This is a genomic window from Cupriavidus agavae, from assembly GCF_004217045.1.
Taxonomy (GTDB): Bacteria; Pseudomonadota; Gammaproteobacteria; order Burkholderiales; family Burkholderiaceae; genus Cupriavidus; species Cupriavidus agavae.
This window is the reverse complement of the sequence record NZ_SGXM01000003.1, coordinates 87,789-102,925: the sequence shown is the minus strand read 5'-3', so window position 1 is coordinate 102,925 and position 15,137 is coordinate 87,789. Positions and strand designations below refer to the sequence as shown.

Sequence of the window (15,137 nt, the reverse complement as noted above, 5' to 3'; positions counted from 1 at the left end):
GAAATACCGGTTTGGGCGGCGGTGGGCGGCTCTGGCGCGCCCGGATCAGGCGTTTTCGCAGCGGTTCAGGCTGGCCAGCGACACCGTGCGCGGGCCGGGCTGCAGCACCAGGCTGTCGCCGGCGCGGATGACGCCGGGGCGCGCCACGCCCAGGTACACGCCCGAAAAGCCACTGCGCATCATGTCGCGCACGGCCTGCGCGTAGCCCAACGCGGCATTGAACTTGTAGCAGGGTCGACGTGGCGATTTCACCACAAACTCGACATCGCCGATGCACAGGCGGTCGTCCACCCATAGCGCGGTTTCCAGCAGGCCCTGGGTGGTCAGGTTCTCGCCCATCGCCCCGAACGCCAGCGGACGCTCGGATTCCTCCACGCCGGCCTCGCGCCGCCGGGCATTCCACCAGGTGTAATGCTCGATCGGATAGGCATAGACCGCGCGGTCCGGGCCGCCGTGGACGCTGCGGTCCACCTGTTCGTCGCCGGCCATGCCAAGGCGGTGCACGCCGACCGCGATCGGATGGTGCTGGGTACTGAGGGGGTGCTTGCGGATGGCCGACATCACCACGGCCTCGGTGCCGGCGCCGGCCACCACCAGCGGCAGCGCGGTGCCAACGTTGACAGCCAGCACGCGGCCGACGGCTGCGCCGCCGGCGCCCATCGGACTCGGACGCGGATCGGATTCGGCCACGGTACGCCCTCCTTGCGTGTGCGGGGCCCGCGCGGGTGCCCCTTCACGGGTGCCACGCGCTGACGTTGTGAACCGAGTGTACCGGCTCGTCCACGCGTTTGAGGATGGGTAATGTGGGGAAACAGACGCTCCCCGAGCCCCGCACGCGCGCCGCAGAAGGCGCGCCGGGGCAGGGTGCCTCAGCGCGAGAGCGCCGGCGTCAGGGCTTTCGGATTGACGATGCTGTCGTGCTTGCCGCCCAGCACGTCGAGGATGTTCTGGAACGCGGTGCGGAAGTACAGCTCGTAGCTGTCGCGCTCCACATAGCCCAGGTGCGGCGTGCAGATGCAGTTCTCCATGCGCAGCAGCGCGTGGCCCTGCAGGATCGGCTCCGATTCGAACACGTCCACGGCGGCCATGCCGGGCCGCCCCCGGTTCAGCGCCGCCACCAGCGCGTTTTCCTCGATCAGCTCGGCGCGGCTCGTGTTGACGAACAGCGCCGTGGGCTTCATGCGCTGCAGGTCGGCCAGCTTGACGATGCCGCGTGTCTCGTCGTTCAGGCGCAGGTGCAGCGTCAGTACGTCGCTGTCGGCAAACAGCTGGTCAACCGATTCGGCCACGTTCAGGCCGTCCTCGCGCGCGCCCTGCTGCGACGCCTCGCGGCCCCAGACCAGCACGTTCATGCCGAACGCGCGGCCGTAGCCGGCCAGCAGCCTGCCGATCTTGCCGTAGCCCCAGATGCCCAGCGTCTGCCCGCGCAGCACCTGGCCCAGGCCGAAGTTGGGCGGCATCGTGGTCGATTTGAGCCCCGACTGCTGCCACGCGCCATGCTTGAGGCTGGCCACGTACTGCGGAATGCGGCGCTGGGCCGCCATGATCAGCGCCCAGGTCAGTTCGGCCGGCGCCACCGGCGACCCCACGCCCTGCAGCACGGCCACGCCGCGCTCGGTACAGGCGTCGAGGTCCACATGGCTGCCGGCGCGGCCGGTCTGGCTGATGATCTTGAGCTTGGGCAGCTTCTCGAGCAACTGCCGCGTCACACGCGTGCGTTCGCGGATCAGGACCAGTGCTTCCACATCTCCCAGGCGGGCGGCCAACTGGCCCACGCCCTTGACGGTGTTGTTGAACACCTTGACGTCGTGCCCTTCCAGCAGGGAAAAGCAGGGCAGCTTGCGCACGGCGTCCTGGTAATCGTCGAGAACGGCAATCTTCATTGGTGACTCTTTGAACTCGGGGGCTTGGTGCGGGCGGCCACAGAATCAGCGCGCGCCGGACAGTATTGTTGGCTTCCCTGGTGCAACATCGGCCGCAGACAGGACGGCGCGGCAGGCCCGCGCCAACAGCGGCGCGCAGGGATCTCGGACAGCCATTCTGACAGGGGCGACAATGCTGCGCAGCAAAAAACAGGGGGGCCGTACAGTGGTATTCTTGCCCGCTCCCGCGACGCGACAGCGCGGTCGAGCCATGCTCCCGCCTGCTGTCCGCCGCCGGACAATGCCCGACCGGCCCCTGCCGCCCGTCAGAAACGGACGAAGCGCAACTGTATCGCAGCCGCAGGCGCCCCCGCGACCCTTTGCACCCGATTGGTCGCCGCCGAGTTGTAACGGGATGTGACCCGCCCCCCCGCGTACTGCCTTCGCGCAGCGGCGCTGGCCCGGACTTCCCCCCGCGCACTCCGCATCTGGCCCTGCCGGCCGGGCATCGCACGAATTCTTTTTCGCTTTGGAGCACTAGATGAACCACCCCACAATGCAAGGCACCCCCGCACTGAACGTGCCGGCCTGGGTCAAGAACCAGAAACTGGTGGCCTGGGTCGCAGAGATCGCCGCGCTGACCAAGCCCGACCAGATCTACTGGTGCGACGGCTCGCAGGAAGAGTACGACCGCCTGTGCGAGCAGATGGTCGCCGCGGGCACCATGCAGCGCCTGAACCCGGCCAAGCGCAAGAACTCGTTCCTGGCGCTGTCGGACCCCTCCGATGTGGCGCGTGTCGAGGACCGCACCTTCATCTGCTCCGAGAAGAAGGAAGACGCCGGCCCCACCAACAACTGGACGGCCCCGGCCGAGATGCGCCAGACGCTGTCGGGCCTGTTCGACGGCTGCATGCGCGGCCGCACCATGTACGTGGTGCCGTTCTCGATGGGCCCGCTGGGTTCGCCGATCGCGCATATCGGCGTGGAACTGTCCGATTCGCCCTACGTGGCCGTGAACATGCGCATCATGACCCGCATGGGCCGCGCCGTGTATGACGTGCTCGGCGCCGATGGCGAGTTCGTGCCGTGCGTGCACACCGTGGGCAAGCCGCTGGCCGCTGGCGAGCAGGACGTGCCGTGGCCGTGCAACAAGACCAAGTACATCGTCCACTTCCCGGAATCGCGTGAGATCTGGTCGTTCGGCTCGGGCTACGGCGGCAACGCGCTGCTGGGCAAGAAGTGCTTTGCACTGCGCATCGCATCGACCATGGGCCGCGACGAGGGCTGGCTGGCCGAGCACATGCTGATCCTGGGCGTGACCTCGCCCGAGGGCAAGAAGTACCACGTGGCCGCCGCCTTCCCGTCGGCCTGCGGCAAGACCAACTTCGCCATGCTGATTCCGCCCAAGGGCTTCGAGGGCTGGAAGGTCACCACGATCGGCGACGACATCGCCTGGATCAAGCCGGGCCAGGACGGCCGCCTGTATGCGATCAACCCCGAGGCCGGCTACTTCGGCGTGGCCCCGGGCACGAGCGAGAAGACCAACTACAACGCGATGGCGACGCTCAGGGAAAATGTCATCTTCACCAACGTGGCGCTGACCGATGACGGCGACGTGTGGTGGGAAGGCATGACCAAGGAAGCCCCGGCACACCTGATCGACTGGCAAGGCAAGGACTGGACGCCGGCCATCGCGAAGGAAACCGGCGCCAAGGCCGCGCACCCGAACGCCCGCTTCACCGCGCCGGCCTCGCAGTGCCCGTCGATCGACGACAACTGGGACAACCCCGCCGGCGTGGCCATCGATGCATTCATCTTCGGCGGCCGCCGCAGCACCACGGTGCCGCTGGTGACCGAGGCCCGCAACTGGACCGAAGGCGTCTACATGGCTGCCACGATGGGTTCGGAAACCACCGCCGCCGCCGCCGGCCAGCAAGGCGTGGTGCGCCGCGACCCGTTCGCCATGCTGCCGTTCTGCGGCTACAACATGAGCGACTACTTCGGCCACTGGCTGGCCCTCGGCAAGAAGCTGGAGGCATCGGGCGCCCGGCTGCCGAAGTTCTACTGCGTGAACTGGTTCCGCAAGGACGCCGACGGCAACTTCGTCTGGCCGGGCTTCGGCGAGAACATGCGCGTGCTGTCGTGGATGATCGACCGCGTGGAAGGCCGTGGCGAAGGCGTGGATCACGTGTTCGGCACGTCGCCGCGCTACGACGACCTGAACTGGGACGACCTGGCCTTCACGGCCGAGCAGTTCGAACAGGTCACGTCGATCGACCACGCCGCCTGGCAACAGGAACTGGCCCTGCACGACGAACTGTTCACCCAGCTCAAGCACAACCTGCCGCAGGCCCTGGTGGAAACCAAGGACACGCTGGCCAAGCGCCTGGGCTGAGCTTCGCTGCTTGCCTGACAGGAAAGCCGACCGGTGAAAGCCGGTCGGCTTTTTTGTTTGACGCGCTCAGCCTTTCACGGCCTCGCGCTGCCGCTTGAACAGCTTCAGGTCGGCGGCGCCGAACAGCTGGCTGCGTCCCACCTCGGCGCGCGGCGCAACCTTCCCGTCGCGCACCAGACGCCGAAATGTCGCTATCGAAACCTCCAGGCCGGCATCAAGCCGGCCTGAGTGGTGGGGCGGAGGTCATCGCTACCGATACAACACCTGCGGCAGCCACAGCCCGATTCCCGGGAAGATGTACAGCAGCGCCAGCGCCACGATCTGTATCGCCATGAACGGCAGCATGCCGGCGAAGATCTGGTTCAGCGTGACGTGGGGCGGAGCCACGCCCTTGAGGTAGAACGCGGCCATGGCCACGGGTGGGGAGAGGAAGGCCGTCTGCAGGTTCAGCGCCACCAGCAGGCCGAAGAACAGCGGGTCGATGCCGAAGTTGTCGAGCAGGGGGATGAAGATCGGCATGAAGATGATGATGATCTCGGTCCATTCCAGCGGCCAGCCGAGCAGGAAGATGATGACCTGCGCCAGGATCATGAACTGTATCGGCGAGAGGTCCATCGACAGCACCCATTCCTCGACCAGCGCCTGGCCGCCCAGCAGCGCGAACGCGGCCGAGAAGATCGACGAGCCGACGAACAGCCAGCAGACCATGGCGCTGGTCTTCACGGTCAGGAAGACCGAATCGCGCACCACGGTGTAGTTGAGCTGCCCGTACGCCGCGGCCAGCAGCGCGCCGCCGAGCGAACCTACCGCTGCGGCCTCGGTTGGCGTGGCCAGCCCGAACACGATCGAGCCGAGCACGGCCAGGATCATCACCGCGAGCGGGAAGAACGACGCCAGCAGCATCTTGAACACTTCGAGCCGCGCGAAGTTGAAGAACCAGTAGAACACCGCCAGGATGGCGACAAGCACGGCCAGCGTGATCCAGAACCACGCCGGGGCGGGACGGCTGCCCGCTTCGGCCACCTCGGGCACCGCTGGCGCGGCGGTCTGCGCGGCCGGCGCGACATCCTGCGGCGCGGCCGGCTTTGGCGTGACGTTGTCGGCGGGCGGCGGCTGCAGGCTGTCGGTGCTGGCTTCCGAAGGCGGCGCCTGCAGATCGTCGAAGCTGGATTCCGTGCTCTCGGCCACCGCGCCCATTTCCACCAGCCCCGGCCCCTGCGCGGCGCGCGGCGCGGTCACTGCCGCGTACATCAGGCTCATCACCAGCGCGACGAAGATCGCCGGCATCAGCACCACGCCCAGTTGCCGCGCGATGTAGCCGGCCGGCACGCTGGCGTTGCGGCGGCCCTTGATGGCCAGCAGCAGCGCGGGCAGGGCGCGTTCGCTGAAGTTCTCGCGCAGCGTGGTGGCGAAGCCCGACAGCGGGATGCGGCGCTCCTCGGCCGACAGCGGCGGCGCCATCGAGGGCTTCAGCTTGGCGATGATGATCGCGTAGAGGATGTAGAGCCCGGCCAGCATCAGCCCCGGGAAGAACGCGCCGGCATAGAGCTGCACCACCGACACGCCTGCCGTGGCGCCGTAGACGATCAGCAGCACCGAGGGCGGGATCAGGATGCCCAGGCACCCGCCCGCCGTGACGGCGCCGGCCGACAACTGCGTGCTGTACCCGGCGCGCAGCATCGCCGGGAAGGCCAGCAGCCCCATCAGCGTGACCACGGCGCCCACGATGCCGGTGGCCGTGGCAAACACCGCGCACGTGATCAGCGTGGCCACCGCCAGCGAGCCCGGCAGCCAGGCCAGCGCCAGGTGCAGGCTGCGGAACAGCTTCTCGATCAGGTTGGCGCGCTCGACCAGATAGCCCATGAATACGAACAGCGGGATCGAGATCAGCACGTCGTTGGTCATCACCGCGTAGGCGCGCTGCACCATCAGGTCCAGCGTCTGCGCCACGGCGATCTCGGGGTTCGCGTGCCGGTAGGCCAGCCACGAGAACAGCACCCCCATGCCCATCAGCGTGAAGGCCGTGGGAAAGCCGAGCATGATCGCCACGACGATCAGCGCCAGCATCAGCAGCCCGAGATGGCCGTTTGTCCAATCGGCAGGCGAGGGCATGAAAAAGGCCACGGCGCCGACGATCAGGATCATCAGCGATACGCCAAACCACAGTTCCTTTCTCATCGCGCCGGGTCTCCCGCCTTGGTCGGATGGGTGGGGGCCGCGCCGGGGTCTGCCAGCGCGGGGTCCTGTCCCACCATCTGCTTGAGCTTGTCGACGTCCACTTCCTCCACGTCGTCCTCGCGCGCCGGCCAGTGCCCGTTACGCAGGCACAGCACGCAGCGCGCGGCCTCGGCCACGCCCTGCAGCAGCAGCAACGCACCCGCCACCGGGATCACGGCCTTGAACGGGTAGATGGGCGGCCCGTCGGCGGCAATCGACGAGTGCTCGTTCTGCGCGAGCGACACCTCGAAGAAATCGATGCCGGCCCACGCCAGTGCGATCACGCCCGGGAAGAAGAACAGCAGGTACAGCACGAGGTCGATGCCCGCCTGGGCGCGCGGCGCCAGGAAGCCATAGAGGATGTCGCCGCGCACGTGGCCGCGCTTGGCCAGCGTGTAGGCGCCGCCGAGCATGAACAACGCCCCGTAGAGCATGTTGCTGGCGTCGAATACCCAGGCGTGCGGCGCGTCCAGAACGTAGCGCGAGAACACCTCGTAGCTGATCATCAGGGTGAGCCCGATGATCAGCCACGCGGCGGCCTGCCCCACGAACGTGCTGATCCGGTCAATGCCGAGCAGCAGTCTTTGCACAGGAAGGCTCCGTCGAAGTCCTGCCGTGGATTACGCTTTCTTCGCGCCGAAGTAGTGCTGCGAGGCCATGCGGTACTCGACGTTGGTATCGTTCTGCCAGCGCGTGGTGCGCTGGGCGAACGTCCGCATCGAGTCGTTGACCTTCTTGAACATCGGATTCTCCTTCTCCTTGCGCGCCACGATCTCGTCCCAGATCTTGAGCTGCGCCTGGAGCACGCTGTTCGGCGTGGCGTAGAACTTCACGCCCTGCTGCTGCAGCGCCTGGTAATCCTTGGAGTAGCGGTCGATGGCCTTGATCGACATCTCGGCCGAGCTGGCGTCCACCGCGTTGGCGATCAGCGCGCGCAGCTTGGGCGAGAGCGCGTCGTAGCGCTTCTTGTTGAACAGGATCTCGAACTGCTCCGAGCTCTGGTGGAAGCTGCGCAGCATGCAGACCTTCGACACATCCTGGAAGCCCAGCGCGCGGTCCGAGCTGGCATTGTTGAACTCGGCCGCGTCGAGCAGGCCCCGGTCCAGCGCCGGCACGATCTCGGCGCCCGGCAGCGCGTTCACCGCCGCGCCCAGCCCCGTGAAGATGTCGATCGACAAACCCACGGTGCGGAACTTGAGGCCCTTGAAGTCCTCGGGCTTGGTGATCGGCTTCTTGAACCAGCCCAGCGGCTGGGTGGGCATCGGGCCGTACAGGAACGACACCACGTCGAGGTTCAGGCTGCGGTAGATCTCTTCCTGCAGCTCCTTGCCGCCACCGTACTTGTGCCAGGCCAGCACCATGTTCGGGTCCATGCCGAAGCCCGGGCCCGACCCCCACAGCGCCAGCGCCGAGTTCTTGCCGTACCAGTAGGCAATCACGCCGTGGCCGCCGTCGAGCGTGCCCTTGCTGACCGCGTCGATCAGGTCGAACGCCTTGACCACGGCGCCGGCGGGCAGCAGCTCGATCTTGAGCTCGCCGCCGGACATGTCGTTGACCTTCTTGACGAAATCGCCCGCGAACTCGTGAAAGATGTCCTTGGTCGGCCACGTGCTCTGCCACCGCATCGTGACCGGACCCTGGGCCTTCACGATTGACGGAAAGCCCATCGTCGCCGCACCTGCGGCCGCCGCCGTGGCACCGCCGATGAATCCCCGCCGCGAAACCGTCTCCCCGGCACCACTGGTGCCGTCCTTGCGCCTTGCTGCCATGACCGTCTCCCCTTGTGTGTTGGACGAACAACCACTGCGCGGCTGCCGCGCCGGCCGCGCGGGCAGGGGCCCGCAAGGCTGGTGCGACGACTCGATGGAAATGGAGATGCAGTGCGAGGCCAGGGACGCGTCGTATTTTTCTTAATTCCGCACGGACTGCGTGAAGCCTGTCTCAGCAGACAGACATCGGGCCTTCGGTTGTCTTGATCTTAGGCAGTGGAAATCACGTTAACAATGTAGGGAATACCCGATTCGAACCTGTGTTCGCTACGCAGACGGTCCGCCGTCGCCTTCCACGCCCAGTTGCTGCACCGCATACCGCACCAGTCCGGCGCGGCCCTCGATGGCGAGCTTGCGCTTCAGATTGAGCCGGTGCGTCTCGACGGTACGCACCGACACGCCCAGTTGGGCGGCAATTTCCTTGTTGGCCAGGCCCTGCCCGATGCGGTGCAGGATGTCGCGCTCGCGCGGCGTCAGCGCGTCCACCGGGCTGGCGGCCAGTTCCGCCATGCCCCGGGCGATGCGCGCGCTGTAGAACACGCGCCCCGCCAGCACGGCCTGGATGGCGGCCATCAGCTCGTCGGCCGGCGCGTCCTTGAGCACATAGCCGCGCGCACCGGCCCGCACGGCCTGGCGCACGTACTCGAGGTTGTCGTGCATCGACACCACCAGCACGGCCAGTTCCGGATACCGGTCGTGCAACGCCCCGGCCAGCGCAATGCCGCCCATGCCGCGCATGCCGATGTCGGTGATCACGAGTTCGGGCAGGCTGCCCGGCGGCGCGCTGGCCAGCCACGCCAGCGCCCCCTCGCCATCGTCGGCCTCGCCCACCACCTCCAGTCCGGGCTGCAGGGACAGGTGCATGCGCATGCCGTCGCGCACCAGCGCGTGGTCGTCGATCAGCAGCACGCGGGCCGGGGCGCCGGAGGAAACGGTGGCGAGGTCTTCGTGGTGCGAATCGGTCATGACAGCGAAAGTTCGGGCATACGGGAATTCAGGGGCAGCGCGGCCACGAGCCGCGTGCCGGCGGGCGTCGATACCACGTCGAACTGGCCGCCCAGCGCGGCCATGCGTTCGCGCAGGTTGCGCAGGCCGATGCCGCGCAGCGGATCGTGCTGCATGCGGGCGACATCGAAACCGGTGCCGTTGTCGCGCACGGTGAGCCGCGTGGCGGACGCTCCGTATTCGAGCTGCACCGCGACATGCGTGGCGTGGGCGTGCCGCTCCACGTTGGTCAGCGCCTCCTGCGCGATGCGGAACAGCGCCGTGGCTTGCTCGTCGCCAAGCGGGCGCGGCGCGCCGTCCTGCGTGACCGCCACGGTCAGCGTGCTGCCGGCCTGCATCTCGCGCGCCAGATGCTCCAGCGCGGCGAACAGGCCCAGGTCATCGAGCAGGGCAGGGCGGAGGTTGTGCGCCACACGTCGTACTTCATTGAAAACGGAGTCCAGCCGGTTCAGTGCCATGCCGAGGATCGGCGCCACCGCCGCGCCTTCGGACGGCGCCGTGCGGATGCGGTTGGTGGCCGCCTCCAGCACGAGCTTCACCGACACCAGCAACTGGCTGATGCCATCGTGCAGTTCGCGCGAGAGCCGCGCCCGCTCCTCCTCCTGCGACTGCACCACGCGCTGCGCCAGTTGCCGCAGCTTGGCGTCGGCCTCGCGGTGCTCGCTGATATTGAGGGCCAGCCCGCTGGCCGCCACCAGCAGGATGCTGATGGCCGCGATCACGCCGATCCACGCCATGGTTTCGCGGATATCGGTCTCGGCGCGCGCGTCGAGCCGGCGCAGCGTCTGCTCCACATCGTCGAGGTAGATGCCGGTGCCGAGCATCCAGTTCCAGCCCGGCACCGCCACCACGTAGCCGAGCTTGGGCGCCAGTTGCTGCGACGACGGCTTCTGCCACATGTAGCGCACCGAGCCGCCGCCGGCACGGGCCGCCGCAATCAGTTTCTGGATCGTCAGCGCACCCTCGGGGTCGCGCATCAGCCACAGGTCCTGGCCCACCAGTTCGGGCTGGCGCGGGTGCATCAGGTTGCGGCCCTGCAGGTCGTAGAGGAAGAAATAGCCGTCGGGGCCATAGTCGAGCCGGGCCAGCGCCGCCATGGCCGCCGCACGCGTGGCGGCGTCCGTGCGGCCCGATTCCACCATTGGCGCAATCGCGCTCCTGGCCAGGTCAACGTAGTGGCGCAGTTCGGTTTCCTTGCTCTGCAGATAGGCAGATTCCACCAGCGCGCGCTCGTGGCGCGCCAGCGCCGTGGCCTGGAATTTCACGGCCAGCGCGATGCCCATCATCGCAACAGCCAGCGGCGCGACGGCGAGCAAAAGGATCTTTTGGCGGAGTTTCATCTGTACCGGGGGTAAACACCGATGCCGGGAGGCCGCTTGACTTCGTCGGTGTACGTACTACTACGCAAGCTTGTTGCGTAGTTTCGCGCTTGTGCCGACATGGGCGGGTGTCAATACTACACGCCGGTTCGCGCCCGGGCTTGCCCGTTGCGCAAATCGACGCAGTAGGTGCACCGCGGCCCGGGCGACTTCGCCGATCCCGGATGCACTGCCTGCCTGCACGACCAGATCCGGGACCAGACGAGTACAGACCGGGCGCCGCAGACATCCAGGAGACCTCCCTTTTCCGCGCGATCGTCGGCGGCCGCATCCGGCACCGCCCCCGCTGCCCCGAAACGTCTGTCGACGCAGGTACTTTTCAGCCGGTCTGAGGAGACCCTTCAATATGAATCGCATCGGACAACACCTGTTGTGGCTGGCCGTCGCCGTACTCGGCGCGTTTGCCTTCGCCACTGTCGCGCTGGGGCGCGGTGAAGCCGTCAGCGCACTGTGGATCGTGGTTGCCGCGCTCTGCATCTACCTGATCGCCTACCGCTACTACAGCCGCTTCATCGCCGACAAGGTGATGCAGCTCGACCCCAAACGCATGACGCCCGCGTGGCGCCACAACGACGGCCTGGACTACGTGCCGACCAACAAGGCGGTGCTGTTCGGCCACCACTTCGCTGCCATCGCAGGCGCCGGGCCGCTGGTGGGCCCCGTGCTGGCCGCGCAGATGGGCTACCTGCCCGGCATGCTGTGGCTGCTGGCCGGCGTGGTGTTTGCCGGCGCGGTGCAGGACTTCATGGTCCTGTTCATCTCCACGCGCCGCGACGGCCGCAGCCTGGGCGACCTGGTCAAGTCCGAAATGGGCACCGTGCCCGGCATGATCGCGCTGTTCGGCTGCTTCATGATCATGATCATCATCCTGGCGGTGCTGGCATTGATCGTGGTGAAGGCGCTGGCCGATTCGCCGTGGGGCACGTTCACCGTGGCCGTGACGATCCCGATCGCCATCTTCATGGGCATCTACACGCGCTACATCCGCCCGGGCCGCATCGGCGAGGTGTCGGTGATCGGCTTCGTGCTGCTGATGCTGGCCATCATCGGCGGCCAGTACGTGCACGAGAGCGCCACGCTGGCGCCGCTGTTCACGTACGACGGCAAGGCGCTGACCTGGATGCTGATCGGCTACGGTTTCGTGGCCGCCGTGCTGCCGGTGTGGCTGCTGCTCGCGCCGCGTGACTATCTCTCCACCTTCCTGAAGATCGGCACGATCATCGCGCTGGCCATCGGCATCCTGATCGTGGCCCCCGAACTGAAGATGCCGGCGCTGACCCAGTTCGCGGCGGGCGGCGGTCCGGTGTGGTCGGGCAACCTGTTCCCGTTCCTGTTCATCACGATCGCCTGCGGCGCCGTGTCGGGCTTCCACGCCCTGATCTCGTCGGGCACCACGCCCAAGCTGCTGGAGAACGAAACCCACGCGCGCTTCATCGGCTACGGCGCGATGCTGGCCGAGTCGTTCGTCGCCATCATGGCGCTGGTGGCCGCCTCGGTCATCGAGCCGGGCGTCTACTTCGCCATGAACAGCCCGGCCGCCGTGATCGGCACCTCGCCCGAAGCCGTGGCCGCCACGGTCTCTACGTGGGGTTTCGTGATCACGCCTGACGTGCTGATCCAGACCGCCAAGGATGTTGGCGAAAATACGATCATCTCGCGCGCCGGCGGCGCCCCGACGCTGGCCGTGGGCATCGCGCACATCCTGCACCAGGTGGTGGGCGGCCAGGCCATGATGGCGTTCTGGTACCACTTCGCCATCCTGTTCGAGGCGCTGTTCATCCTGACCGCCGTCGACGCAGGCACCCGTGCCGGCCGCTTCATGCTGCAGGATCTGCTGGGCAGCTTCGTGCCGGCGCTCAAGAAGACCGAGTCGCTGACCGCCAACCTGATCGCCACCGGCCTGACCGTGGCGGCCTGGGGCTACTTCCTCTATCAGGGCGTGGTCGATCCGCTGGGCGGCATCAACACGCTGTGGCCGCTGTTCGGTATCTCCAACCAGATGCTGGCCGCCGTGGCGCTGGTGCTGGGCACGTGCGTGCTGGTCAAGATGAAGCGCGGCCAGTACGCGTGGGTGACGCTGGTGCCGACGTGCTGGCTGCTGATCTGCACGCTGACGGCCGGCTGGCAGAAGCTGTTCCATCCGGATCCGAAGGTCAGCTTCCTGACGCACGCCGAGAAGTTCAGCGCAGCCATTGCCGAAGGCAAGGTGCTGGCCCCGGCCAAGTCGATGGAGCAGATGCACCGCATCGTGTTCAACGACTACCTGGACGCCGGCCTGTGCGCGCTGTTCATGTTCGTGGTGCTGTCGATCGTGTTCTACGGCTTCAAGACCGCGCTGCAGGCGCGCGGCGCCTCGAAGCGCACAGACCGCGAGACCCCGTTCGAACCGCTGCCGGCGCAGGCGTCGGCGCAGTCCTGATCCATCCTGACCAAAGGCTCACGGAGGCCACCATCATGCTCGAACAGATCGGAACCATGGGACGTTACCTGGGACAGTCGCTGCGGCTGATGGTCGGCCTGCCCGACTACCAGACCTACGTGGCCCACATGGAGGCCACCCACCCCGACCGGGCACCCATGACGTACGAGGAATTCTTCCGCGAACGCCAGGAAGCCCGCTACGGCGGCGGGCAAGGGAAGTGCTGCTGACGCTGGCGGCCCTTGCCACCATGGAAACGGCTCCCATGCGGGAGCCGTTTTTTTTACCTGGGTCGGCCGGTCAATTTGTGACGCCAGATTGCACCGTGTGGCGCCGTAGCATCAACTTTTAACGCGCCGATACCGTTTCCGGAGCGGGTTACAGGGCCTCACATCTGGTTACAGCAACAGCAGGGCTCCTTCTCTACACTCCGGTTCCAGATACACACCAAATAAGGAAAATACGATGTCGCGTCATCTCCGCAACCTGACTCTGGCCCTTGCGCTCTCGGCAGCAGCTCTGCCGGCGTTCGCAGGCGGCGATCTGAACAACGCACTGGGCGGTGGCCTGGGTGGCGTGGCAGGTGCAGCCGTGGGCGGCGCACTGGGCGGCAGCACCGGCGCCATCCTCGGCGGTGCCGTAGGCGGCGGCGCCGGCGGCGCCCTGACGTCGAGCAAGCGCGAACGCACGGGCGCCATCATCGGCGGCGCGCTCGGCGGCGGCGCCGGCACGGCAGCGGGCAACGCCATGGGCGGCCGCACCGGCGGCCTGATCGGCGCCGGCCTTGGCGGCGCGGCAGGCTCCGCCCTGGGCGGCAACGTCTCGCGCAGCAACTCCTACGACGACGACCGCCGCTACTACAAGCGCAGCAAGCACAAGCACCGTCATCGCCACTACCGTGACTGATTTGCGCGGTGAGGCATGAAAACGGGCTCTTCGGAGCCCGTTTTCGTTTTTGAGAGTCGTCTCATAGCGTAGGCAGAGATCTTCCATTAGACTAGCTAAGTGTATTAGCTAGGAGAAGTGGGATGCTGACCGTCAACATGCACGACGCCAAGACCCAGTTGTCGAAGCTGGTTGAAGCAATCGAGTCCGGAAGTCAGGAAGAAATCATCATCGCCCGGAATGGCAAGCCGGCTGCGCGGCTCATTCCCATGCCGGTGGGTACAGTCTCGCAGCGGATCGGTGGAGGCCGGGCATTGCTCGGATCCCAAGTGGATGACCTTACGTTGGAGCAGTTCAACGAGAGCGATGACGAGATTGCGGCCAGGTTCCTGGGGGATGGACGTTGAAGCTCCTGTTGGATACTCACATTGCGCTATGGGCGGCAAAGGGATCGGCGAATCTTCCGTCCGCCGCGGCCGCGCTGATCGGCGATGCAAGCAATGAGATTTATGTTTCTGTCATTAGTCTCTGGGAAATCGGGGTCAAGGCATCGAACGGCAAGCTAGACGTGACCGCCACGCAAGCGTCGACCGTTTTCGATATTTGCGGATACCGTACGCTGGACATCAACAGATTCCATATACGGACGCTGGACGGCTTGGCCATGTGCCCTGGCCATAAGGACCCGTTCGACCGAATGCTCGTGGCGCAAGCACTGACCGAGGGCATGACCCTCGTGACGGCCGATGCGAAGATGACCGCGTACCGTCCAACAACTCGCGTCGTTTGACCCCAAAAAACAAAAAGCCCGCACCAACCGGTACGGGCTTCTTCTGTCCTGCGGGGGGAAAGCTTACAGCTTGGCGCCGTCCGTGAACACGTCGAACGGGGCCTTGGCGCCGTCGGTGAACGTATCGAACTTGCCCGACTTCGCACCATCGGTGAACGGGTCGAACTTGCCGACCTTGGCGCCGTCCGTGTACGGGTCGAACTTCGTGGCCTTGGCGCCGTCGGTGTAGGGGTCGAAGTTACCGGCCTTGGCAAAGGCGGGCGCAGCCGACAGGGCAACGGTCAGGGCGGCAATCAGGGCAATCTGGCGCTTCATGATATCTTTCCTTCACTTTCACTGTGGATGCCGGATTCACGTGCTGTTGCTGCGCTGCGGCATCGAATGAAGGGATATTAGGCATTTCCCTGATATGCATA

At 66.5% G+C, this 15,137-nt stretch carries 14 protein-coding genes; 6 read left to right on the top strand and 8 right to left on the bottom strand.

The features are described 5' to 3' along the window. Positions 1-45: 45 nt before the first annotated feature. Both EV147_RS14345 and EV147_RS14340 read right to left on the bottom strand, forming a co-directional pair. Positions 46-690 carry an MOSC domain-containing protein gene (locus EV147_RS14345; protein WP_130391892.1) on the bottom strand — a complete coding sequence of 215 codons (645 nt, stop codon included), beginning with the start codon at positions 688-690 and terminating at the stop codon, positions 46-48. A 179-nt stretch (positions 691-869) separates the two neighbouring features. Beyond that, positions 870-1,883, bottom strand: coding sequence for a D-2-hydroxyacid dehydrogenase family protein (locus tag EV147_RS14340; protein ID WP_130391891.1), 1,014 nt, complete (start codon positions 1,881-1,883; stop codon positions 870-872). A 520-nt stretch (positions 1,884-2,403) separates the two neighbouring features. On the opposite strand from EV147_RS14340, the gene EV147_RS14335 reads away from it, so the two are divergent. Then, positions 2,404-4,257, top strand: coding sequence for a phosphoenolpyruvate carboxykinase (GTP) (locus EV147_RS14335; RefSeq protein WP_130391890.1), 1,854 nt, complete (start codon positions 2,404-2,406; stop codon positions 4,255-4,257). Between the two features lie 249 nt (positions 4,258-4,506). Here EV147_RS14335 and EV147_RS14325 read toward each other — a convergent pair whose 3' ends face one another. The 5 genes from EV147_RS14325 to EV147_RS14305 all read right to left on the bottom strand — a co-directional run bounded on the left by EV147_RS14325 (position 4,507) and on the right by EV147_RS14305 (position 10,588). After that, positions 4,507-6,435: a TRAP transporter large permease gene (locus EV147_RS14325; RefSeq protein ID WP_130391889.1), complete on the bottom strand. Its 1,929-nt coding sequence runs from the start codon at positions 6,433-6,435 to the stop codon at positions 4,507-4,509. Beyond that, positions 6,432-7,064 (bottom strand): TRAP transporter small permease subunit, encoded by a 633-nt coding sequence (locus tag EV147_RS14320; protein ID WP_130391888.1) that lies wholly within the window; start codon positions 7,062-7,064, stop codon positions 6,432-6,434. Before EV147_RS14320 ends, EV147_RS14325 begins: the two co-directional genes overlap by 4 nt. A gap of 30 nt (positions 7,065-7,094) precedes the next feature. Then, complete coding sequence (locus tag EV147_RS14315) at positions 7,095-8,243, bottom strand: TRAP transporter substrate-binding protein (protein WP_130391887.1); 1,149 nt, start codon at positions 8,241-8,243, stop codon at positions 7,095-7,097. Positions 8,244-8,510: 267 nt separating this feature from the next. Next, entirely contained in the window at positions 8,511-9,209 is a 699-nt protein-coding gene (locus EV147_RS14310) for a response regulator (RefSeq protein WP_130391886.1), read from the bottom strand. Beyond that, a complete protein-coding gene (locus tag EV147_RS14305) occupies positions 9,206-10,588 on the bottom strand; it encodes a cache domain-containing protein (RefSeq protein ID WP_130391885.1) in 1,383 nt (460 codons plus the stop codon). Before EV147_RS14305 ends, EV147_RS14310 begins: the two co-directional genes overlap by 4 nt. Before the next feature lie 385 nt (positions 10,589-10,973). On the opposite strand from EV147_RS14305, the gene EV147_RS14300 reads away from it, so the two are divergent. The 5 genes from EV147_RS14300 (at position 10,974) to EV147_RS14280 (ending at position 14,721) form a co-directional block, all read left to right on the top strand. Beyond that, on the top strand, positions 10,974-13,046 hold the full coding sequence (locus tag EV147_RS14300) for a carbon starvation CstA family protein (RefSeq protein ID WP_130391884.1): 2,073 nt from the start codon (positions 10,974-10,976) through the stop codon (positions 13,044-13,046). Positions 13,047-13,081: 35 nt separating this feature from the next. Then, positions 13,082-13,276, top strand: coding sequence for a YbdD/YjiX family protein (locus EV147_RS14295; protein WP_130391883.1), 195 nt, complete (start codon positions 13,082-13,084; stop codon positions 13,274-13,276). Between the two features lie 235 nt (positions 13,277-13,511). Beyond that, positions 13,512-13,952 carry a hypothetical protein gene (locus tag EV147_RS14290; RefSeq protein WP_130391882.1) on the top strand — a complete coding sequence of 147 codons (441 nt, stop codon included), beginning with the start codon at positions 13,512-13,514 and terminating at the stop codon, positions 13,950-13,952. Positions 13,953-14,074: 122 nt separating this feature from the next. Beyond that, entirely contained in the window at positions 14,075-14,338 is a 264-nt protein-coding gene (locus EV147_RS14285) for a type II toxin-antitoxin system Phd/YefM family antitoxin (protein ID WP_130391881.1), read from the top strand. Continuing rightward, positions 14,335-14,721, top strand: a complete 387-nt coding sequence (locus tag EV147_RS14280; RefSeq protein ID WP_130391880.1) for a type II toxin-antitoxin system VapC family toxin — start codon at positions 14,335-14,337, stop codon at positions 14,719-14,721. Before EV147_RS14285 ends, EV147_RS14280 begins: the two co-directional genes overlap by 4 nt. A 63-nt stretch (positions 14,722-14,784) precedes the next feature. Here EV147_RS14280 and EV147_RS14275 read toward each other — a convergent pair whose 3' ends face one another. After that, entirely contained in the window at positions 14,785-15,036 is a 252-nt protein-coding gene (locus EV147_RS14275) for a hypothetical protein (protein WP_130391879.1), read from the bottom strand. Positions 15,037-15,137: the final 101 nt, after the last annotated feature.